Here is a 22,439-nt window from a genome sequence, read left to right as displayed (position 1 = left end):
TAGCGCCAACTTTGCAAATAACCGCCCTTGCCTGATGCGCTCAAGCAGTATTCAATACCGAACGCCGCCTTCCATGGCGGCGTTTTTTCGTTAGCAGGCAGGGCAGGGCTTATGATTCGTACCTTGTTGATCACCGGAGAGGGCCGGTCCCACACCGGCGGGAAAGAGCTGATCGAGCGCTGGCGCAGCGATCCGCAAAGCCGTATCTGGATCGATCTGCAAGGAGAGCCTCTGGAAGACGAGCAGGCGCTGCTCGAGAGCTTCGAGTGCCATCCCCTGGCGATCATCGATGCCCACAAGGACCGGCACCCGCCGAAAGTCGAGGAATTCGAGACCCACACCCTGATCATCTATCGCGGCGTCTCGTCCTTCGACGCGGAGCTCAACTACCAGCCGCAGCAGATTTCCTTCTTCATCGGCGAGCGCTACCTGATCAGCCTGCATCCCAGCCTGGCCATGAGCATCGACCGAATGCTGAGCCAGGATGGCAGCGTCCTGCTGAAAAAATCCCCCGGCCATATCGCCCTGAAGGTCATGTACATTTCCGCCGGCTTCTACCAGGAAAGCCTGCTCGAATTCGAAACCCAGCTCAGCGTGCTGGAAGACGAGCTGGTCGACAACGGCACCGACACCCTGATGAAGCGCATCATCGGCTATCGCTCCCGGCTGCTGAAGATGCGTCGCGTCTTCAACTATCACCTGGCGATCACCCAGGAACTGCAGAACTTCGACTACGAGCACCTGCCCCGGAACGACGAGGACACGGAACACGCCATCAACGACGTGCACGAGCGTTTCGAACGGCTGTACAGCCTGACCAACATGTACTATGAGATCTGCAGCGACCTGATCGACGGTTACATGTCGCTATCCTCCCACCAGCTCAACCTCACCATGCAGGTACTGACGGTGATCACCGCGATCTTCGTGCCGCTCAGTTTCCTCGCCGGCCTCTACGGCATGAACTTCGTCTATATGCCTGAGCTGACCTACCGCTACGGCTACTTCGTCTTACTCGGGGTGATGGCTATCACCGCCTTGAGCCTGGTCTGGCTGTTTCGGCGCAAGCGGTGGTTGTAGAAGGTTCAGTTGCAGGCTTTCACACCGCGTCTTTCTTGATCATGTCGGCGGCTTTCTCGGCGATCATGATAGTGGGGGCGTTGGTATTGCCGGAAACGATCGTCGGCATGATGGAGGCATCTACCACACGCAGGCCCTTCAGACCATGGACACGAAGCTGGGCATCCACCACCGCCATGTCGTCGCTACCCATCTTGCAGGTCCCGACGGGGTGATAAATGGTCTGGCTGAACTGACGCGCCGCATCCAGCAATTCCTCGTCGGTCTGGAATTGCTCCCCGGGAACGTATTCTCCAGTGATCACTTCCGCCAAGGGTTTTGCTTCGGCGATTCTGCGGGCCACCTTAACGGCATCTACCACCACTTTTTGGTCTTCCTCGGCACTCAAGTAATTGGGATGGATGGCAGGGTATTTCATTGGATCCGAACTGGTGATTCGGACGCGGCCACGACTATGCGGACGCAACTGACAAACCGATGAGGTAAAGGCAGAGAAGGGATGTACGCCTTCCGCGGGTTTATCGGCGCTTAATGGCTGCATGTGGAACTGAATGTCCGGTCGATCCAGTCCCTCGCGTGATTTGGTAAATATATAGACCTGACTGGCTGCCAGGGTCAGCGGGCCGGTACGAGTAAAGGCATACTGGGTTCCTACCATGAACTGTTTCAAAGGATGGCGAACTTCGTCATTGAGGGTGCTGCAACTCGTCTTGAAGACCAGGCGAACCTGCAGATGGTCCTGCAGGTTTTCCCCGACCCCGGGCAACTCGTGCACGCATTCGACGCCTACGTCTTGCAGATGCTCCGGATCGCCGATTCCAGAATTTTGCAAAATTTGTGGTGAACCGATGGCACCGCTGCTCAGAATGATTTCCTTTCTGGCGCGGACGGTTTTTTCCTCGTCGCGCTGTTGAAAGACGACCCCGTAGGCGCGCTTGTTGTCCAGCAGCAGCTTCTTGGTCTGGGCCCGGGTCATCACGGTGAGATTCTTGCGCTTGCGCGCCGGGCGCAGGAACGCCTTGGCGGTACTCCAGCGAAAGCCCTTGTAGGCGGTCTGCTGAAAATAGCCCACCCCCTCCTGCTCCTTGCCATTGGCGTCCTGATTCTCGGGAATACCGATGGCTTTTGCGGCCTCGATGAAACGTTCGGCGATTTCGCGTCGCAGCCGCAGGTCTGACACACGCAAGGGGCCATCCACGCCGTGGTAGTCGTCCTCGCCACGGGACTGGCGTTCGGATTTCTTGAAATAGGGCAGTACGGAAGCGTAGTCCCAGCCCTCGTTACCCTGTTGCGCCCAGTCGTCGTAGTCCTGCCGCTGGCCGCGAATGTACAGAAGACCGTTGAGGGAACTCGACCCGCCCAGCACCTTGCCCCGGGGCCATTGCAGTTGCCGGTTGGCGATGCCTGCATCCGGCTCCGTCATGTAACACCAGTCCGTGGCCGGATTGTGCATGGTCTTGAAGTAGCCCACGGGAACGTGAATCCACGGGTTCCAGTCCCTTCCTCCCGCCTCCAGCAGCAGGACGCTAGTCTCCGGATCTTCGCTCAACCGGTTGGCCATGACACAACCGGCGGACCCGGCGCCAATGACGATGTAATCGTATTCGCTATCGCGAGACGGCGACTGATGAGAAGAGGCGCGGGAGGCTTGGGAAGACATGAAGATCACCTGGTTTTATGAGATTAATTGTCTCAACAATATTTGTCATAATCATTTGTTTGTCAATTTAGAGACAAAAATTATCAAAATTATTTGCATGCGGTCGTGAACTGGCCTAGCTTGATGGAAGCGGCACGAGACAATACAACAACCATGAAAGTGGAGTTTTATATGAAAAATCAACAATTTGGGAAGCTCACCCGGCGAGACTTCATGAATATTTCAGGCCGCTTCGGCTTGACGTCGACGCTGTTGGCGGCCTCCGGCCTGGGCGCTGCCTTGACCACCAGCAGTCTTGCCAGGGCCGCGGAGCAGGAAGAAAAAAAGCGCAGCCAGACCACGCCGAAACATACCCTGCGTTTCGGCGCCTCGGGCTTCAACGAACGCAACCTGGATCTCCAGAAATCAGGCCAGCTGTTCTTCGCCCGGGATCTGGAGGCCCGTACCAACGGCGCGATCCGCGTCGAGTTCATGGGTAGCAACGAGGTGTGCAACCAGCTCGACTGCGTCAGCAAGACCCAGCAGGGCATCGTCGACATGTTCTCCGCCTCGACCCAGAATTCCGCCGGCGGCGCACCTTATTACAACGTGCTCGATTTCGCCTACATGTTCCCTTCCACCGCGTCGATGTTTCATTTCTTCTACGATCCGCGCAGCGAAAAACTGCTGCGCGAACCCTTGCGCCAGCGTCACAACATCCAGTTCCTGTTCACTCACTGCGACCTGCGCGGCCTGATGATGGGTCTCAAGTGGAAGGACAAGCCGCTGGTAACCAAGCTCGAGGATATTCAGGGAACCAAGAATCGGGTGACGGGTACCCAGATGGGACGTATCGCCATGCAGCAGCTCAACCTCAATCCGGTGCCGGTGGCCTGGGAAGAAACCTTGGACGGGTTGCGTCAGGGTTTGCTGGACGGTGCCGAGACCTGGATGGCGGCGGTGGCTTACGCCGGCATGGCGCCGGTGGTTTCTCAGGCGGTGGATCTGCAGTTCTTCGCGGGTACGGAACATACCGCCATGAGTCTGCCGGTGTTCGACAAGCTGGGCAGCGACTTGCAGGACCAGGTGATGGAGTCCGCCTACACCGCGCAGATATTCACTCAGGGCATGAACGAGGCAGGGCGTACTCAGATCGTCGGGGCGGCGGAAACCCCCATACCTGGCACCGTCTTCGCCAAGAACAACGTGCGGGTGGCACCGCTTTCCGATGAGGTGCGCCAGCAGGCCGCGGAGATGTGCGCGCCGGAGTTCAATCCCAAGCCTTGGGAGCAGTGGCGCGAGCGCTTGAACGGCTGGGCCGGTGGTATCGATGTCTATCAGGAGATTCACGGTATCGCTCGGGAGATTCCCAAAGACATGGCCGCGGTCAACGTGAAGCCGAATCGCTGGTGGCGCGGATAACCGGGAGACTCCCATGACCCATGACGACAACACGCCGGGCCCGGTACGTCCGGCCTGGCTCAAGCCCTTGCTGTGGATAGATGAAAACCTGGAGAAGGTGATCATTCTGATCGCCTACTCCGGGATGGCGGGGATCATCTTCGTCGAGGTGATCCGCCGCTTCTTTTTCAACCAGCAGGCGGCCTGGAGTACCAGTATTCCGATCCTGCTGTTTCTGTGGCTGACCTGGTTCGGCGCCTCGCTCAACGTCAAACGGCGCAGCCATCTTTCCCTCAACGAACTGCGCATGCGGCTGCCTTATTTCGGACAGTTTCTCTGTCTGATCCTGGATGCGGTGCTGTGGATCGGCTTCGGCATCCTGGTCATCTACTACTCGACCCAGCAGGTGACCCTGGCCTACGACAATTTTGCCATCGTCACCGGCACCAACAGCGTCATGCAGTGGTGGTTCTACCTGGCGACGCCGCTGGCCTGGGTATTACTGCTCTTTCGTGTCCTGCAGAACCTGTATCAAGACATCTGGCGTTACAAGCGCGGCAAGCCGTTCAATCTGCAACCCGCGATCATGGATTAAAGGAGGCTGTCATGACAGACGGTAGCTTAATCGGCCTCGCCACTTTCGTGATCGTGGGGCTCTTTCTTCTCGGCGTGCCGATCTTTCTGGTCATCGGGCTATGGGTGGTGGGCGTCAGCATCATCATCGATTTCAGCCTGGCCAATATCGGTGTCACGTTGTTTCAGGGACTGCGCTTCTTCGGGCTCCTGGCGCTGCCGCTGTTCATTCTGACCGGTGACCTGATCAACGCCGCGGGCATCGCCAAGCGACTGTCGGACTTCGCCTATTCCGTGGTGGGATGGATGCGTGGCGGCATGGGCATGGCGGCGCTGGGGGCTTGCGGCATGTTCGCGGCGATCTCCGGCTCGAACGCCGGTACCACGGCGACCATCGGCTCGATCATGCATCCGGAGATGGTCAAGAACGGCTACGACGAACGCTTCGCCGCCGCCACCGCCGCTTCCGGTGGCACCGTGGGCATCATCATCCCGCCAAGTATCATCTTCATCGTCTACGGTTTCATGATGAACCTCTCGATCAGCGAGCTTTTCATAGCCGGCATGGTGCCCGGGGCGCTGATGGTGCTGGTGATGATGCTGGCCTGCAACTGGATTTCCCGGCGTAACCGCTGGGGCACTCTGATTCCCTTCCGCCTGGGCAACAGTCTGCGCCACGCGGGCAAGGCGTATCTGGGCTTCGTGACCATCGGCGTGGTGCTCTACGGCATCTATTCCGGACTGTTTTCGCCCACCGAGGCGGCGGCGGTCACCGTCGGCTTCACGCTGATCGCGGGGCTGCTGGTCACTCGGGAAATCAAGTTCAGGAACCTGCCGGCCATCCTGCTGCGCTCGGGCCAGATCGCCGGCATGCTGGCGCCCTTGATCGCCATTTCCGTGGTCATGCAGCAGCTGCTGTCGGTACTCGGGGTGGGGCAACTGCTCAACGAACTGCTGCTCGGCATCGGCAACTACTATGTGGTGCTGGGGATCTGCATGGCGATCATCCTGGTGGCGGGCATGGTGCTGGAAAGCTTGCCGATCACCATCATCCTGGCGCCGATCTTGGCACCCATCGCCCAGAATGTCGGAGTCGATCCGATCCACTTCTCGGTGATCTTCCTGGTAGGCGCGGCCATCGGCTTCATCACACCGCCTTTCGGGCTGAATCTCTACGTGGCGAGCAGCATCACCGGCATTCCCTATCTGCGGCTGGTCAAGTTCGTGATGCCTTATTTCGTCGTGCTAGTACTGAGCTGGCTGGCAATCGCCTTCTGGCCCATGTTGTCGCTCTTCCTCGTGCAGTTTGGTGGAGGCTGATTATCGTACCGTACTGAAAGACAGGTTCCTTACCGCGGCCACCCGGCCGCGGTACTATTGGTGTTTCGCACAGGACAAGGGATTGCCATGTCGCTATCGACAAACTCCACGCTGCTGAGAGCCATCGCCCTGATGGAAGAGGTGATCAAGGGAGAAGGGACCCTGACCGCCGCGGAGCTGGGCAAGCGTCTGGATATCACCAAACCAACCGCCCATCGGCTTTTGGGACAACTGGAACAGGAGGGGTTGATCAGGCGCGACCTGTCCGGGCGCCATCTCATTCCCGGACCTCGCTTAAAGCGCATGGCCTTCGGCGCGCTTTCCAATCCCAGCGTCAACGCCTCCATACGCGCGGTGCTCAAGCGGTTGTCCGAGCGCGTCGGCGAAACCTGCAATCTGACCGTGCGCGATGAACACGAGGTCATCTATTTCGACCGCATCGAAACCAACTGGCCGGTGCGGGTTCAGTTGGCCCCGGGTTCCCGGTTACCGTTGCACTGCACCTCCAGCGGCAAGCTGTTTCTGGCGACGATGCCCCCGAAGCAGCGCCAGGGCTTGATCGACAGTCTCACGCTGGCCCCCTATACGCCGCATACCCTGGTGACGCCGGAAGCCCTGGAAGAAAGTCTCAAGCACATCGAAAGAGAGCGGGTCAGCACCGACAACGAGGAATTCATCGAAGGCATGGTGGCGGTGGCGGTACCGATTCACGATCCTTCCAACCGAGTGCTGGCCTGCCTGGCCATCCACGCCCCCTGCATGCGCCAGCCGCTTGAAAAACTCCTGGAACTCGTACCCATCATGCGCGAATCGGCACGAGAAATGGAAAAGGTGCTCGAGGAATAAGCACCTCCTCGCAAGTCCGGTGCCCAATACGTTTCGTGCTCACTGTCTCGCCCGCAGCGGCTCCAGCAGCTCCTTCAAGCCGTTGTGATCGATCTCGTGCATCAGATGTAATAGCCGACCGATCTGGCCCTCGGGAAAGCCCTTGCGGGCGAACCAGTTGAGATAAGGGCCAGGCAGATCGGCGATCAAGGTGCCCTCGTACTTGCCGAAAGGCATCTTCAGGGTGACCAGGCGTTCCAGGTCTTCGGGGTTCACGGGATGGTTCTCCTGGTGTACATGATGGCGTCGCAGCTTACGGCACTGTGTTTATACTCGCCAAGGAACAATACGATGTGAGTTGCATAGGAGGTATACGATGAGCACATCCAGCGTGCGCCTCGACCAGGAACTGGTAATAAAAGCTGCTGTTAAAGCCAAGGCCTTGAACCGCAGCACGCCTAAACAGATAGAGCACTGGGCCAGAATCGGCGAAATGATGGAGGATAATCCTGATCTGCCCTACGAATTTGTCATACAGGCCATCATCGCCAAGGCGGAACGAGAAGCCGGCAAACTGGAGCCCTACGGATCTATAAATTCAAGATGGTCAAGCAGTTGACGTTACTCAGCTATCGCAATGTAAAGGGAGGCTCGTAAGGGTTTTGATTACCCTCGTAACGAACTTTTCAACGCCTCCAGATAGGCCTGAATCCGCGCTGCGTTGGTACCCACGTCGCTCGCGCCGAATCGGGAAGCGGAGCGCATATCCACTCGTACCCCTTCGTCGGTCTCCGTCAGGCGAATCACCACGTCATCCTTGAAGCCGAACCAGCGGGTGGTGGCAGTGGCTTCGATCTTGTTCTCGGTGACAGAAGCGATTTCCCAACCCTGCGCCTGAGCGGTTTCCTCCGCAGCCTGCATGACATTTGCTAGCGGCTGTTCGAAGACAACCGGCTGGATCGCCGGGTAGGCGTCGCGCTGCTGGCGAGCGGTGTCCTCGCCAGGATGATTCACCGCATTGGGCGCGGCTTCCCGAGCGGCAGCCAGTGCTTCAAAGGCAGGCGGATTCTCGAGATCCGTGGTGATATCGTGAATCGGCGGCACGCTCTGGGAGCGCTGCATCATCTGTACTGGCACTACCAGCATTCCCACTACCGCCAGGCTCACTAACCCGCCGATCAGGGCTGGACCCCAGCGCCGACAGAACCCGGCAACGATCAACGCCACCAGACCCACCGCCCCCGCACCAATGGCCAGATACGCCCCCCGGCGCAAATACGTGAACGCCTCGCCCAGGGATATCCAGTCCTTCTGATAAGCCGGCCCCGAGCCGCCCATCACCACCGCCGTCGCGAGCAATAGAATGACCGCCAGCCAAGCGATCATGATCGGCCACCTGCCGCCGCGTCGGTGAGAATTCGTTGTGGATGTCATCTCGGCTCCTTTTCTGTAGCGCCTTATCGACCCTCAGCATAGGTACTGAGCCGGCCTCATGGCCACTGGCTAAATCAAAATGACGAATAAATTGCTTCAAAGTAGGTGACATACCCCGCTATGGTGCTAAGCTGATTGAGATACAAAAAGATACGTAGGGTAACTGTGAAGTAATCGGCAGCTTTTTCGAATCTAGCGCAGGGCGGTCACAGTAACCACTGCGGTAGCAGTGCTGAAGAGCTGGAATAAGGAACTCCGTAAAAAACGGAGTTCGAGACCGCGCGCAACCCGATGCGCGCTACCGAAGCGGCTTCCGGTCTATGAATCAGACGCCAATGAAAGCTATATTTTTATACAGTGTGATTGTATGCACAGACCACAGAAGTCAAATGATTACATGGCAGCCAGTAAGTGGCTAGTTAAGCTATTGTTTTATAGAACATTATGCAGGCGTTTTTGAGAATTAGAAACCTTAATCCCGGAGCGGCCAGGTTTCTGCAATATCGAAGCGATCTGCTTGATTGCTGTTAGCCCGGATATTGCACCGGGCCGGCCAGACGCTCCCAGATTCCAGGCTCGGTGGGGATGATGGCGATCGGGGTTGAGATTGGCTATTTCTTGATCAATTTCCTGGCTTCAGGGCGCACTTCCCCCAACCCCCATGTCTTTTCTGTGCCGGGGACAGCACGCTGCGACGCTATCCCGGCACCAACTTGCTGGCCAGCGTCAGGAAAAGGTCTTGCTCGGGATACTGGCTGCTCAGCATCAACCGGATAGTGCGCGTGTTGCGGGTAATGACGGCGCCGATCTTCAGCAGCTTCAGGCGGATGGTGTTGACCTGGGCTTGGGCGAAGGCGGTGCGTTTGAGGTAAACCCGACGCATCCGTTCCAGCAGCAGGTAGGCCAGCCCCGAGAGCAGCAGCCGGTACTGGTTGGGCCACCACTCGTGACAACTGGTGCGGTCGGAGAACAGGAACTGCTGCTCCTTGATGCGGTTCTCCATCTCGCCCCGGGCGCAGTAGCGATTATCGTAGAGCCATTCGGCGCTGCAACCCCGCAGGTTGGTGACCACATAGCGGGTGTTGAAGCCGCGCCGTGTGGTCTCGGACTTGACGATCACCTGTCGTCGGCGTTTGTTCCAACTGCCGGCGGCGTACTTGATGAAGCCGAAGACACGCTGCTTCTCCCAGGTCTTCTCGAAGCGGATGGCCGACGCGTAGTCGATGTCTAGAGCCAGCTTGGCCAGGCGCTGGTTGCCGGCGATGCCGATGATGTAATCGACGCCGTGGCGGTCGCACCAATTGAGGATCAGCGGGCGGCAGAAGCCGCTGTCGCCACGGAAGACGATCTTCACATCGGGCCATGCCTGGCGCAGCCGCCGGACCAGCAGAGCGAGGATGGCACCGGCGTGGTGAGCGGCATCCAGCGAGGCCGGGCGCAGGTAGCTGACCAGCAGCTGATCACCACAGAACACGAACAGCGGCAGGAAGATGTAATGGTCGTAGTAGCCGTTGAAGTGCCGCCCGAGCTGCTGGCCGTGCACCCGGTCATCGGTGGCATCGAAGTCGAGGTAGAGCGGCTTCTTGGGCGGCTGCCGGAACGAACGGATGAACTGCTCGATCATCTCCTCGTGGATGGCGACCGCCCAATCCCGGCCGGCCTGCTGTTCGAAGCGACACAGGGTCGACTGGCTGGCCAGCACGCCATCAGTATTGACGGCGGTCTGTAGGGCGATGTCATGACGCAGGGCATGGTGGTCGTTGAGATCTTCATAGCCCATCGCCAGGCCGAACACGCGTTGCCGGACCAGAGTTTCGGTGCGATGCAGGCAGCGCTGCGGGTCACGATCATCGCTGATCCGGCGGGCGACGGCGCGAGTCAGGCCCACCTCACGATCCATCTGCCGCAGCAGCAGGATGCCGCCGTCGGAGGTGACGTCACCGCCATCGAAGCTGGCGAGGATCTGACGGCCTTTGCAGCGTGGAAAGGCGGCGGTCGGCGTGGTACATTTTGTCATGGCGGCTGAGTCGGTTGGTTCTTGTATAGGAGCTTGAATTATAACCGATTTTCAGCCGCTTTTTGCATGTCTGGTGCAATATCCGGGTTAGGTGTATAAATGGATGTGGATATAGTTGTAAAGAAAAAAGGATCTGTATTTGAAGCAGTTGCCTACGATAACTCAGGGTTAAAAATTGATAGTCTAGTTGCATTTTCTGCAGCGAATGCGAGGCGACTTTTAAAAATAAAATTGGGAATGGAAGTAAAAAAGCCTAAGAAAAAGAAGGTCAAGAGGCAGCCAACTACCTTGTTAGACAGTAGGAGCGTAATGAGCGGTTTGCAGGGAGTCACCTCGTCTAAACCCTGGAAAAAGACAAAATGAAAGTATTTAACCAGTCGTACCAGTACGCGACCTACGGCCGCAGGCGCCACTGATGTGGCGCTGCTGTGCTCTGCGTTAGAGAGAATTAAACCAAACACCGTAGAATACAATGACTTGGAGGTAAACTATGCCTTATCTGCACAACTATAGACTTTTTATCAGTCACGCATGGCGCTATGGCGAACGATATGAGCGTGCGATCAAATTTCTGAACGCCGCGCCCCGTTTTTCTTGGACAAACTATTCTGTACCAGTTGCCAAAAAATTTGAGCATATGTCTACTCGTTCACTCGAAGAGGAGCTTCGCCAGCAGATTCGTCCTACCCAGTGTGTAGTTGTGCTGGCTGGGATGTACGCAGCTCATAGTAATTGGATTCAGTTCGAAATAGACTTTGCCAAGTTTCTAGGCAAACCCATCCTTGGTATTATTCCATGGGATGCAGAACGAACGCCTACGAGTGTGTCGTTGGCGGCGAATAAGATGGTTAGCTGGAACTCTGCATCTATCGTTGCAGGAATTAGGGAGATTACTCCTTGACAACCCCGGCCTTAGAATACCCTGCGCTATATAAAGCCGCTAACGACTTGTCCAAAACAGCTCAGAATCGATATCACCGTTTTCTGAAATCTGAATACTGTCTTCTAATCGTAGCTGCGGCTCTTTCGATGATTGCTAGCCCTAGTCGGGAAGTTCAATCGATATACACGATAGTATTTATTGCACTTGCTGCTTTATTGCTCTATCGGTTCAAGACTAAACCGGAGCAAGATTGGTATAAGGGACGAGCATTGGCGGAGTCAATTAAAACATCGACTTGGCGTTATTGTATAAGATCGGCTCCATTTGAGAGCGTTACTGATGTCCGAGTAATACGAGCCGAGTTCAGAAATCATCTACGGGAAATCTTGCGAGCCAACCGCTATATCGGAGATCGTATCCCCCCTGACTCAGCTGCAGATGATCAGATTACGAGTTCGATGGATGATATTAGAGCGCTATCGGTCAAGGATCGTAAGCAGTTTTATATGGAAAACCGTATTAGGGAGCAACGAACGTGGTATACCAAAAAGGCGAGAGACAATAAGAAAGCTGCATCGCGCTGGGTCTTTGCCTGTACGGCGACCTACGGAGCTGCAATTGCTTTGCTAATCCTTCGCCCATCATTTCCAGAGTGGCAGTTTTGGCCATTCGAACCACTAATTGTATTGGCATCGTCAATTATCGGCTGGATGCAAATCAAGAAGTTCAATGAGTTAGCTTCCGCATACACATTAACAGCACACGAAATTGGGATAATCCAAGGACGCTTACAGGAAATAGACTCCGAAGAAGATTTATCAGAGTTTATTAATGAAGCAGAGTTGGCTTTCTCCCGCGAGCATACACAATGGGTGGCACGCCAAAATGCTCTCTAGCAATCGCAAAAAAGTAGAATAATTTTTCGTTGCGCTCCAAATTGTCTGATGTTGTGTAGGCCTGAGGTTTGTTACCGGACGGCTTTTACCAGCCGCTTTGCTTGGCGTTAAGATTCTATATTGGCTTGCTCTTGGCCAAATGCCGTCACTCCATGCAGCCTCCCTGGAGAACAGGAAGCTATCTCACCTTCCCCCCCAACCCACTGACCCGCATCACTTTCCTCGACACCGCTTCCTTGAGCATCCCTCGGCCGCTTTCCACCAGGGTCAGGCGGTGTTTGGCGCGGGTGATGCCGGTATAGATCAGTTCCCGGGTGAGGATGGGGTTGGGGCGGTCCGGGAGTACCAGGGCGGTGTGAAGAAATTCCGAGCCCTGGGATTTGTGCACCGTCATGGCGTAGACGGTTTCCACCGCTTGCAGCCGGGAGGGCAGCACCCATTGGATGCGGCCGCTGCCGTCGTTGGCGGGGAAGGCGACTCTCAGCACCAGCTTATCCGTCTGATGCGGATGGGGCAGGGCGAGGGTGATGCCGATATCCCCGTTCATCAGCCCCAGGCCGTAGTCATTGCGGGTGACCAGCACCGGGCGTCCGAGATACCAGCCCTGCTTGCCCGCCGCGCTGTCGATCAGCCGTTCCTGTTCCAGCAGTTCCCGAACCCGCTCGTTGAGTCCTTCTATTCCCCAGTTACCACGGCGCAGGGCGCAGAGCAGTTGAAAGCTGCCGTGGGCCTCTAACACCTGCCGCGCCCAGCCGTCATAGGTGGCTTGATCCGCGTCGATGGCCGGGCGTTTCTCGTGCAGAGTGTCGAGATAATGACGATAGCCGCCGTCGATGATCAGCTCCGCGAACGCAGAATCCTCCGGTTCTTTGATGCGTAGATGGCGGATATCCGCGAAGTCGGCGTCCCATACCTGTCGGATGCGCTGCCAGCGCTCTTCTATCGCGAGCGGCGCGTTGATGGCCTCCGCCAGCTTGCCGATGCCGCTTTCCCCGCTGAAGCGGTGGCTGACCCGCAGCATGGCGATGGCCTGATCCAGGGGCTGACCTTGAATGTCGAGATAGATTTCCGGGATCGCCTGACCGGTGGTCTCCGCCAGCCAGGCGGCAGTGGCCGGGGTGTAGTGGGCGCCTTCTGCTCGGGCGCAGAGATCGCCGAGCACCGAGCCGGCTTCCACCGAGGCCAGCTGGTCCTTGTCACCGAGCAGGATCAGCCGCGCCCGGGAAGGCAGCGCCGCCAGCAGCGCCGCCATCATCTCGATATCCACCATGGACGCCTCGTCCACCACCAGCACGTCTAGCGCCAGCGGATTACGGGCATGATGGCGGAAATGTCGGGTATCCGGTCGAGCGCCCAAGAGGCGATGGAGAGTTGTCACTTCCGTCGGAATAGCCGCTCTCAACGCTGCTGCGCTCGGTGATGCGGTGTTGAAGCTCTCCTCGCCGCGAGCCCGGTTAAACTGCTCATTTACACCTTGTAAACTCCGCGTTTTCGTCGAGCTTCGCCTTGCCTCACCATCGCTCGCTACGCGTTGATCAGCACCCGCTTTACGATTAGGAAAAGTCGATTCAAGCGGCAGTGCCGCTACTTGACTAGCGATGGACTCGTTGAGCCGGGCGGCGGCCTTGCCGGTGGGGGCGGCCAGACGAATACGCAGCGGTCGAGCGTTTTCCTCGCCAAGCTGCCTAGTCTGCATGAGTTGCATCGCCTGCAGCAGCGCCAACAGCTTGACCACGGTGGTGGTCTTGCCGGTGCCCGGGCCGCCGGTGATGATCGAAAACCGCGAGCGGGCCGCCAAGGCGCAGGCAAGCTGCTGCCAGTCCAGTTGACCGGTTCGCCGAGGAAACAGCGTTGCCAAGGTGTCGCCAAGGATCCGCCGCTGGTCAGCGGAGAATTCAGGCGTGTGGCTCAGGCGCTGGTTCAGGCTCTGGTGAATCTGCTGCTCGTAGCGCCAGAAGCGCCGCAGGTAGAGCCGGCCCGCGCTCAACACCAGCGGCGTGGCGCCGGGGCCGTCTTCCACCAATTCCGGGCGTTCGAGGGCGGTCCGCCAATCGGCGGCGGTCAAGCCCTGCAGCAGCGCGCTGGGCAGCGGCGGCGGCTCAGGAAGATCGTCGCCTTCCGGGGGCAGGGATAGCGCCAGGTCCGGGTCGCGCAGGGTCTGGGCCAGATCGAGACACACATGGCCGCGCCCCAACTGATGGCTGGCCAGGGCCGCCGCCAGCAGCAACAGCGGCGACGTGTTTTCGCATTCCCGATGCAGGAACACCGCGAAGGCGCGATCGATGGCGCGCAGCCAGCCGCGTTCGACCCAGGCGTCCAGCAGGGCCAGCAGTTCTCTCCTGGAGGAAAGCGCGGGATGGGGCGCCGTCATGCCTCGGCTCCTTGCATCGTATTGCTCCGCTAATGGGCGCCGCCTGCGGCGTCACCATTGAGCGGCTTGTTAGCGGCTTCTGCCTGAAGGCGCTCTACCAGCCACACCTTGATGATCGACTGGCGGGTAACGCCAATGCGCGCAGCCTCGCGGTCCAATGATTCCACAACCCAAGCCGGGAAATCGACGTTGATCCGCTTTTGGTCCTGATTGATACGGCGAGCAGAAGAAAGATCCAGGTCATCAATAATATCTTCCTGCTCTTCCTCGAATTTTTTGTCGAAGTCTTTAGCTTTCATAGAGCTCAACCTCCTTCTTGCGGGAACGTCTGACTGAAATCAGACGAATACGATCATCTCTATAGGTAACGACAGCCGACCAGTGTTTCTCGCCAATCTTGCCGATCAGCAGAAACCTCTGCTCATCCTCGGATTTTGCGCGAATCTCCAGCAGGTATGGATCTTTCCACAGCTCTTGGGCAGCAACGAAATCGATACCGTGCTTGCCAGGTTGGTCTGGCTTTTGGCTTCGTCGAATTCAAATTCATTCATGAATAATAATTATTCTTTTTTTACTCACTCTGCAAGATTCGGAAGGAGCTGTAGCTGCTATCAGTCGTCGCATCGACGGGAGCGCGAAACAGTTTATCCAGCGCTTCGATCAACGCCTTGGGCGGGCACTGCCGGTGCAGCCCGGCGCTGGGGGCGTCGACACCGCGCAGGAAGACATACAGCACCCCGCCGATATGGCGCTTATAGTCGTAACCCGCGCCCAGCCGCGACTTGAGCAGCCGATGCAGCGCCAGCAGATAGAGGCAATATTGCAGGTCGTAGCGCTTGTCCAGCACCGCCTGATCCATGGCGTCCTCGGTATAGGCGTCGTCGCTCGGCCCCAGCTGGTTGGATTTCCAGTCCAGCAGGTAGTAGCGGCCGTCCCGTTCGAACACCAGGTCGATAAAACCCTTGAGCATGCCGTTGAGGCTGTCCTGCTCCAGCACCGGGCGCGGCTGGCCGGGCAGGATATGGGCGCTGACCAGGGCGTCCAGGCGCTGGGTATCCACCCGATGAGTGGCGAACCAGAACTCCATCTCCACCTGATAACACTCCAGTTCCGCCAGGCGCAGACGCTGACCGTTCGGAAGCGGAAAGGTGCGGTCGAGCAGGCGAAGCAACCAGTCCCGCAGCTCCGGAATCCAGTGACTCCAGCCCCGCAGGTTGGCCCGGCGGGCCAGGGTATCCTCCATCAGCGCCGGCTGGTCGAGCACCCGGCCAAAACCCTGGCGCCCCGCCCATTCCAGCAGACCGTGCAGGAAGGTGCCGGGCCCGGGTCCGCGGGGAAAGCGATGCAATAAACCGGTTTGCTGAACCGGCGGCGCGAGTTCTTCCGGCGGCTCGTCGAGCATTTCCCGGGTGGTGGCTTCCAGGGGCGTGGTGGGTTCGGGTCGGGCGAGGGGGCTGGCTGAATCCTCTTCCCCCAGGGGTTCGAGCAGGGTAAAGGCGTCGCTGCGCTCCACTTGCGAATAGGCGCCCAGGCGCAGGGCGGAATAGCTGGCGATCCACCAGTGCTCCCGAGCGGGGCGCGTAGGTCGGCGGGCCGGGGCCAGGGGCGTCGTCTGCGACTGCCGGGAGACGCTGCGCTGCTCGATGGTCGGCGCCGGCGCGATATGGATGGCCTCGCAATCCCCGCGCAGGGTCTGCAGCAGTTCGTCGAACTGTTCCGGAACGATAGGACTGCCGCCGGCCAGCAGATATCCCAGGGCGCCCCGGTGCATCTCCTTGAGCGGCGCCAGGCCCAGCCAGGTGGCGTGGCGCGCCCGGGTCAGGGCGACGTAGAGCTTGCGCAGGTCCTCCGCCAGCCGCTCCCGGTCCGCCAGTTCCCGCTGATGCTCCTCCCGGCCGTCCAGGGCCAGCTGCAGGCGGCCTTGCTCGTCGTGCCAGAGGATGGGGGCGTCCTTCTTCTCCTTGACCCGAAAGCCGGCGATAAAGGGCAGGAAGACCAGCGGATACTCGAGCCCCTTGGATTTGTGAATGGTGATCACCTGCACCAGCGCCGCGTCGCTTTCCAGACGCTGACGGTGCACCTCCTGCTGCTCCGGCGCGGCCCGGGCCTCCGCCAGGTAGCGAATCAGCGCGTATTCCCCGTCCAGCTCCTGGCTGGCTTCCTGCAGCAGCTCCCCGAGGTGCAGGAGATCCGTCAGTTGGCGCTCGCCGCCGGTGCTTGCCAGCAGCCGCTGGGCCACGTCGAAATCCGCCAGCAGCCGGCGCAGCATGGGCAGCACTCCCTGGCGCTGCCAGAGCCGGTGATAGCCGCGAAACTGCAGCACCCGCTCCTCCCAGGCCAGCTCGTGACGACCTTGGGCGCCGTTCAGGGCGTCGAGTTCCGTGAGGCTCAGTCCCAAACTGGGGGTGGACAGGGCGGCGCGCAGGGCGCGGTCGTTCTCCGGTACGCTCACCGCCCGCAGCCAGGTTTCCAGCTCCGTGCAGGCGGGGCTTTGAAAGACGCTCTCCTTGTCCGAGAGATAGACGCTCTTGATGCCGCGCCGGTCCAGGGCGTTGCGAACGATGCTGGCCTCGTTGCCGCTGTTGACCAGCACCGCCAGGTCCGAGGGGGCCAAGGGCGTGAGCCGGTCGTCCTCTAGAAAGCCGGCGCTCCGGTCGTTGAGCAGCCCGGCGATATGGCTGGCGCAGCGCTCGCTCATCTCGTTCAGATAGGCGGTCTTGCTCAGGGGTTCCAGGGCGTCCAGCCGCCAGCAGGTCAGGGCGGGCAGCGGTCCACCGTTTTGCACCAGCCGATCCTTGCGGCCCTTGGCGGCCACCGGCTGGAAGGGCAGCGGGTTGTTGTCCCGGCCCTTGAACAGGAAGGCGCCCTGGGGATGGGCGTCGGCGAAGGCGAAGCAGCGGTTGACCGCTTCCACCAAGGCGCGACTTGAGCGGTAGTTGGTGCCCAGGGTGACCAGCCGTTCCTTCGTCGCTTGTCGGGCCTGAAGATAGGTGTGGATATCCGCGCCGCGAAAGCCGTAGATCGCCTGCTTGGGATCGCCGATCAGCAGGATAAGGCTGTCGGTGGTGTTGTCTTCCAGCCGGTAGACCCGGTCGAAGAGCCGATACTGAATCGGGTCCGTGTCCTGGAACTCATCCACCAGGGCCACGGGAAACTGACGCCGCATCTGCGCCGCCAGTCGGTCGCCCTCCGGGCTGACCAGGGCGCGATCCAGCTGGGTCAGCAGATCCTGATGGTTCATCTCCGCCCGGCGGTGCTGCACCTGCTCCCGGCGCGCCGCCATCCAGTGTACCGCATGGGCGAGCAGCGCCGGGTGCGGGTCCGGCAGGGCAGCAAGCTCCTCCGGTAGCGCTTCCAGGGCGGCCAGGGCCGGATGACTCGGCGGCTCGCCTTTCTGCCAGATCTCCGCCATGCCCTGGGGCGTCAGGCGCTTCCGGGCCGCCTCCGTCAGATCTGGCTTGATTTGCTCCGGGTCCCGCGCCCAGTCCCGCAGCGCCCCCAGCCAGCCAGCGCGGCTTCTGCTGTTGAAACTCTGGCCCTTGAAGGCTTTCCGGCCGGCGGCTTCCTCGAAGATCGCTTCCAGATCGTCGAGCCAGGCGGGCCAGGGGGCCTTGAGCGCTTCCAGGCGTTGCCGGGTTTGCCGTTGCGTATGGGCGATGATCTGATCCGGGGGCGCCGCCGGGGAGAGTAGCGAGCGATGATCCCGCAGCCGCAGCACGTCCGCGTTCAGTTCCTGGGGGGTCTTCCAGTGCTTGAGGATCTCGCCGAGCCCGTCCCGATCCAGGGGATAATAGAAGCTGCGCCAATAGTCCCGGGCGACGTCCGCCTCCAGCTCGCTCTGGTCCGTCTCCAGATTGAGAGCGAACAGGCTGCCGCTCTCGAAGGCGTGCTCCCGCAGCATGCGATAGCACCAGCTGTGGATGGTGGAGACCGCCGCCTCGTCCATCCACTGGGCGGCGAGCTGCAGCCGCCTCGCGCAGCGCGGCCAGTGCTCCCGGGGGTAGCTGTCCCGCAGCCGTGCCAGCGGGTCGCCCTCGTCGAGGGCCTGCGCTTCCTGAAAGATCAGGGCGGCTTCCACCAGCCGCTCGCGAATGCGCTCCCGTAGTTCCTGGGTGGCGGCGTTGGTGAAGGTGACGACTAAAATGTCCGGCGGGGTCAGGGGGCGCGGAAAGTTGGCGCTGTCCGTCTCGTCTTGGGGGCCGAGCACCAGACGCAGGTACAGGAGCGCGATGGTAAAGGTCTTGCCGGTGCCGGCGCTGGCCTCGATCAGGTGGCTGCCGATCAGGGGTTGCTCGATGGGGTCGAGAAGAACGGGATTCATGATTTTTTCCCCGGCACCTTGACGGTGCGATAAAGCGGCGCGTAGAGCCGTTCGCACCATTCGCTGAAAGCCTCCCCCTGGTTATGCATCAGCGCTTCGAAGCTCGGCCATTGCCGGGCCAGGCCGGCTTCCCGATCGATCTCGCCCTGGGAAAAACCGCTGCCCTCGAATTCTCTGCGACAGGCCCACCAAGGCTTGTTGTTTTCCAGCTCTCCCGCCAGGCAGCGGCGCATGCAGGCCTCGTCGCCCCCGGCTTCCAGCCAGGCGAAGGCGGTATCCCGGGGCAGCGGCAGGGGCTGGCACATGCCCTGGCGCCAGGCGTCGACCAAGGTATCCAACTGTGCTTGAGCGGCCTCTGCTTCCAAGGGTTCGAAGGTGCCGTGGCCGGCCTTGGAGATCAGTCGGGTGGTCATCGGGCCCAGGGCGATCTGGCCCACCAGATGCACGACCCAGGGGCGCAGCCAGTGCTTCCAGTGGTACTTGCTCTTCCGGATCAGGCTGCTGGAGAGCAGCAGTACCCGGCAGTAGTCGCCGGCCGGGTTGCGGCGCAGGTCTTCCAGCCAGTCCTCCAGCAGAAGATCGTCGCCTAGCTGCAAGGAAAACCCCTGGGGTTCTTCCACGGGATACGGCCAGGCATCAAGTATCTTGGCGTACTCGTTGAAGAGTTTTTCCATGGGCTCGATCAGGTTTTCCCGCATGCGCTCGCCGAAGCCGCCCACCGCCAGGCGGCCTTGGCGCTGCAAGCGCTCCAGGGTATCGAACAGGGCGGTCTCCCGGCAGTCGCCGCTGTCAACGGCGAAGCGCTGGGCCTCGATCAGGGTCTGGCTGAGCTGCCAGTGCTCCAGGCCGTTCAGGTCGAAGGGTTCCTGATCCTGTCGGCCGGTTTCCGGCAGTCCCATGAACACCGCGAGCCGCTGGGTATAAAAGGCCTGGATCGGGCTGGTCAGGAAGGCCCCCAGCTGGCCCAGGGTCAGCGGAGTTTCCTGTACGAAATAGTCAAGCGGGAGATCGCTTGCGGGCTCCGCCGCTGCCTGATGCACCGTCTGCCATTCCCGGGCATAGGTGAAAAGCCGCGAATCGCTGCCGGAGTCGTTAGTAAAGTAGGCGCGACTGAAGGGCTGCAGCGGGTGCGCCGTGGTCAAGGCTTCCACCAGCGCCTTGCCGGATTCCTGTTCGCTTCTCGCCAGCCGCCAGCCCTGGGCCAGGTGATCCCGCAGCTGACCCAGCAGCACCGAGGGCGGCTTTTCGCTGTTGTCGACGATGCTGCGACCCACCCAGCTGACGCTGAAACGCTCCCGGGCGGAAAGCAGCGCCTCCAGGAACAGATAGCGGTCGTCCTCCCGGCGGGAGCGGTCCCCGGGCCGATAGTCCTGGCCCATCAGGTCGAAATCCAGCGGCGGATGGCGTCGCGGATACTCCTCGTCGTTCATGCCCAGCAGATAGACCTGACGGAAGGGAATGGCGCGCATGGGCATCAGGGTGGCCACGTTGACCGCCCCGGCCTGGAAACGCTGGGTAAGACCGCCGTCATCGATCTGGGAAAGCCAGTGCTCCCGCACCACGCACAGCGGCAATGGCTCTTCCAGTCGCGCCTCTTCCGCGCCTTCCTGCCAGGTTTCCAGGGCCTGCTCCAGCCGGGCCAGCATCAAGAGGTCCGCTTCCTCCTCGGCGAGGAAGAAGCTATCCAGTAGTTCCCGCAGCCGCTGGCACCACTCCTCCACCGGGGCGGGTTCCTTGAGCGCCTGCCAGTGAGCGTCCAGGGTGTCCAGCAGCGCCATCAAGGGGCCGACCAGCGCCGCTTCCAGACCGCCGATATCGTCGAAGGGCTCGATATCCCGCCAAGGGGATTCATTCGCGCCCACCGCATAGCCCAGCAGCAGACGGCGCAGGCCGAAGCGCCAGGTATTGTGATCGAGCCCCGCAGGCAGCTCCAGGTGCTCCCGCTGGCGGGCGTCCAGCCCCCAGCGGATGCCCGCGTCCTCGATCCAGCGGGTCAGAACGGGCAGCTGGCTTTCCGCGATGCCGAAACGAGCGCGCAGGGCGGGGGCTTCCAGCAGATCCAGCAGGTCGCTGACGCTCAGGCGCAGCTCCGGCAGATGCAGGAGCTTTTCCAGGGCGATCAACAGCGGATGGCGATGGCGGCTCGCCTGGTCGGACAGGGTGAAGGGAATATAGCGGGGGTCGTCCCGCTCCAGGCGGCCGAATACCGCCTGCACCGGGGCGGCGTAGCTGGCGATATCCGGCACCATGACGATGATGTCCCGGGGCCGCAGGCTGGAATCCGCGCCGAAAGCCGCCAGCAGCTGATCGTGAAGAATCTCCACTTCCCGCAGCGGGCTGTGGGCGATATGAAAGGCGATGGAATGATCGCGATCCGGGTCCACCGCCGGCCAGCAGTCGCGAGTCTCGGCCAGGGGCCGCAGCTCGCGAATATCCTCTTGCAGCTGCTGAAGCAGGCAGCCTGCGTCGTCCTGCAGATAGGACTCGAACAGGTCGATACGCAGCGCCTCCCGCTCGAACAGCTGGCGATAGCGGCTGTGCTCGTCGAACTCATCCAGCAGGCGCAGGTAGTCCCGGCCCTGCTTGCCCCAGGCCGCCAGCAGGGGCTGGGCATGCAGATGAAGCTCCGTCTCGTCGATATCCCGGGGCATGCCGGGCTTGAGCCGCTGGCGATAGCGTTCGGCGCGCAGCAGGTCGCGGTGCTCGATGATATCCGCCCAGTAGTGCTGGCAGGGGTTGTGCACGCAGAGCACCACCTGGCTGAAACGCGCCATGGCCGCCAGGGCTTCCAGGGTCTGGCTGGGCAGGGACGAGATGCCGAACACCAGGACGCGGCGAGGCAGCTCTGGCGGGCGCTCCCGCCGGGACTCCGCGGCGGTAAGAAAGCGTCGATGCACCGCGGCTCGGCTGGTGCCGGCCTCGTTTTCACTGACGTCCTCGATCAGCGCCCGCCACAGTCGGGCCTGCCAGCGCTGCTCCGGCGCCAGGGGCCTCAGTTGGCCGCGAGCGTCGATCAGCACGTCCTGGTCCTTCGCCCAGGCGTCCAGCCAGTCCGCCCGGTAGACCTGATACTGGTCGAACAGATCCGCCAGTCGCTCCGCCAGCTGATGGCGCTTGCGCAGGTCCGCATCGCCGTCGAGAAACCGCGCCAGGGGAGCGAAGTCCGGCTCCTTGAGCCAGGCGGGCAATAAGCGCATCAGCCGCCAGACCAGCCGGGACTTGTCGAAGGAGGAAGTCGCCGGCACCGTGTCCTCGCCAAGCATCGCTCGATAGGCCTGCCACAGAAACCGCGCCGGCAGCACCAGCTCCAGAGAGGCGGCGATACCACAGCCGCCCTGGGCCTCGTCCTGGGCCAGGGCCAGCTTGAGCCACTGGCTGATGCCGTTGCTCTGCACCAGGATCGTTTCGTTTTCCAGCGGCGCCAGGGGATGACAGCGCATCCAGGTCACCGCCAGATTGCGCAGATCCTCCAGGCGGTTGCCGTGGATCACCATGAAACCCGGCGTCAGGGCATCGTCGTCGGGCGCGAGGTGCTCGAAAAGGTCGCCGGTAAAAGGGTCGGACAAGGGCATGGGATTTTCACAAAAGGTAACACAAGGCCCTTATGATGCCTGAGGTGAGGGTATCTTCTCTACCGATCCCTGATAAACAAGTCCTTGTGTTGCTCTATTATTCCCAG

General features: G+C 60.5%; 18 protein-coding genes. 9 read left to right on the top strand and 9 right to left on the bottom strand.

Features of this window, described 5'->3' with window-relative positions; translation table 11 throughout:
* The first annotated feature begins 111 nt into the window (after positions 1–111).
* Positions 112–1,080, top strand: coding sequence for a magnesium transporter CorA family protein (locus FGL86_RS00735; protein ID WP_147182803.1), 969 nt, complete (start codon positions 112–114; stop codon positions 1,078–1,080).
* 19 nt (positions 1,081–1,099) lie between these two features.
* Here FGL86_RS00735 and FGL86_RS00730 read toward each other — a convergent pair whose 3' ends face one another.
* On the bottom strand, positions 1,100–2,740 hold the full coding sequence (locus tag FGL86_RS00730; RefSeq protein ID WP_147182802.1) for a GMC family oxidoreductase: 1,641 nt from the start codon (positions 2,738–2,740) through the stop codon (positions 1,100–1,102).
* A 213-nt stretch (positions 2,741–2,953) separates the two neighbouring features.
* On the opposite strand from FGL86_RS00730, the gene FGL86_RS00725 reads away from it, so the two are divergent.
* From FGL86_RS00725 to FGL86_RS00710, 4 genes are all read left to right on the top strand, one after another.
* Complete coding sequence (locus tag FGL86_RS00725) at positions 2,954–4,141, top strand: TRAP transporter substrate-binding protein (protein WP_222433779.1); 1,188 nt, start codon at positions 2,954–2,956, stop codon at positions 4,139–4,141.
* A gap of 13 nt (positions 4,142–4,154) precedes the next feature.
* Positions 4,155–4,715, top strand: coding sequence for a TRAP transporter small permease (locus FGL86_RS00720; protein ID WP_147182800.1), 561 nt, complete (start codon positions 4,155–4,157; stop codon positions 4,713–4,715).
* 11 nt (positions 4,716–4,726) lie between these two features.
* Positions 4,727–6,013, top strand: a complete 1,287-nt coding sequence (locus FGL86_RS00715; RefSeq protein ID WP_147182799.1) for a TRAP transporter large permease — start codon at positions 4,727–4,729, stop codon at positions 6,011–6,013.
* Between the two features lie 87 nt (positions 6,014–6,100).
* Positions 6,101–6,859 carry an IclR family transcriptional regulator gene (locus tag FGL86_RS00710; protein WP_147182798.1) on the top strand — a complete coding sequence of 253 codons (759 nt, stop codon included), beginning with the start codon at positions 6,101–6,103 and terminating at the stop codon, positions 6,857–6,859.
* A 39-nt stretch (positions 6,860–6,898) separates the two neighbouring features.
* Here the strand turns inward: FGL86_RS00710 and FGL86_RS00705 are convergent, their stop codons facing one another.
* Positions 6,899–7,114: a DUF3820 family protein gene (locus tag FGL86_RS00705; RefSeq protein WP_147182797.1), complete on the bottom strand. Its 216-nt coding sequence runs from the start codon at positions 7,112–7,114 to the stop codon at positions 6,899–6,901.
* Positions 7,115–7,214: 100 nt separating this feature from the next.
* Between FGL86_RS00705 and FGL86_RS00700 the strand changes: the two genes are divergently transcribed.
* Entirely contained in the window at positions 7,215–7,457 is a 243-nt protein-coding gene (locus FGL86_RS00700; protein WP_147182796.1) for a TA system antitoxin ParD family protein, read from the top strand.
* A gap of 47 nt (positions 7,458–7,504) precedes the next feature.
* On the opposite strand, the gene FGL86_RS00695 is transcribed toward FGL86_RS00700, so the two are convergent.
* Positions 7,505–8,272 (bottom strand): DUF1499 domain-containing protein, encoded by a 768-nt coding sequence (locus FGL86_RS00695; protein WP_147182795.1) that lies wholly within the window; start codon positions 8,270–8,272, stop codon positions 7,505–7,507.
* Positions 8,273–8,969: 697 nt separating this feature from the next.
* The gene (locus FGL86_RS00690) at positions 8,970–10,289 is read right to left on the bottom strand and encodes an IS1380 family transposase (protein ID WP_147182695.1); all 1,320 of its coding nucleotides are present in this window, start codon (positions 10,287–10,289) and stop codon (positions 8,970–8,972) included.
* A gap of 99 nt (positions 10,290–10,388) precedes the next feature.
* Here FGL86_RS00690 and FGL86_RS00685 point away from each other — a divergent pair, with 99 nt between their 5' ends.
* From FGL86_RS00685 to FGL86_RS00675, 3 genes are all read left to right on the top strand, one after another.
* Positions 10,389–10,652: a hypothetical protein gene (locus FGL86_RS00685; protein WP_147182794.1), complete on the top strand. Its 264-nt coding sequence runs from the start codon at positions 10,389–10,391 to the stop codon at positions 10,650–10,652.
* A 127-nt stretch (positions 10,653–10,779) separates the two neighbouring features.
* A complete protein-coding gene (locus FGL86_RS00680) occupies positions 10,780–11,190 on the top strand; it encodes a TIR domain-containing protein (protein WP_147182793.1) in 411 nt (136 codons plus the stop codon).
* The gene (locus FGL86_RS00675; RefSeq protein ID WP_147182792.1) at positions 11,187–12,068 is read left to right on the top strand and encodes a DUF4231 domain-containing protein; all 882 of its coding nucleotides are present in this window, start codon (positions 11,187–11,189) and stop codon (positions 12,066–12,068) included. Before FGL86_RS00680 ends, FGL86_RS00675 begins: the two co-directional genes overlap by 4 nt.
* 178 nt (positions 12,069–12,246) lie before the next feature.
* On the opposite strand, the gene recD is transcribed toward FGL86_RS00675, so the two are convergent.
* The 5 genes from recD to recC form a co-directional block, all read right to left on the bottom strand.
* Positions 12,247–14,439: an exodeoxyribonuclease V subunit alpha gene (recD, locus tag FGL86_RS00670; protein WP_147182791.1), complete on the bottom strand. Its 2,193-nt coding sequence runs from the start codon at positions 14,437–14,439 to the stop codon at positions 12,247–12,249.
* A gap of 29 nt (positions 14,440–14,468) precedes the next feature.
* Positions 14,469–14,738, bottom strand: a complete 270-nt coding sequence (brnA, locus tag FGL86_RS00665; RefSeq protein WP_147182790.1) for a type II toxin-antitoxin system BrnA family antitoxin — start codon at positions 14,736–14,738, stop codon at positions 14,469–14,471.
* Complete coding sequence (locus tag FGL86_RS18045; protein WP_246131823.1) at positions 14,728–14,889, bottom strand: BrnT family toxin; 162 nt, start codon at positions 14,887–14,889, stop codon at positions 14,728–14,730. The genes brnA and FGL86_RS18045 overlap by 11 nt, the downstream gene beginning before the upstream one ends.
* A gap of 121 nt (positions 14,890–15,010) precedes the next feature.
* Entirely contained in the window at positions 15,011–18,760 is a 3,750-nt protein-coding gene (gene recB, locus FGL86_RS00655; RefSeq protein ID WP_147182789.1) for an exodeoxyribonuclease V subunit beta, read from the bottom strand.
* Positions 18,757–22,332, bottom strand: a complete 3,576-nt coding sequence (gene recC, locus FGL86_RS00650; protein ID WP_147182788.1) for an exodeoxyribonuclease V subunit gamma — start codon at positions 22,330–22,332, stop codon at positions 18,757–18,759. The genes recB and recC overlap by 4 nt, the downstream gene beginning before the upstream one ends.
* Between the last annotated feature and the right edge of the window lie 107 nt (positions 22,333–22,439).

Source organism: Pistricoccus aurantiacus, assembly GCF_007954585.1.
Taxonomy (GTDB): domain Bacteria; phylum Pseudomonadota; class Gammaproteobacteria; order Pseudomonadales; family Halomonadaceae; genus Pistricoccus; species Pistricoccus aurantiacus.
Note: the sequence above shows the minus strand (reverse complement) of the source record. Positions and strands in the feature narration are given on the sequence as shown.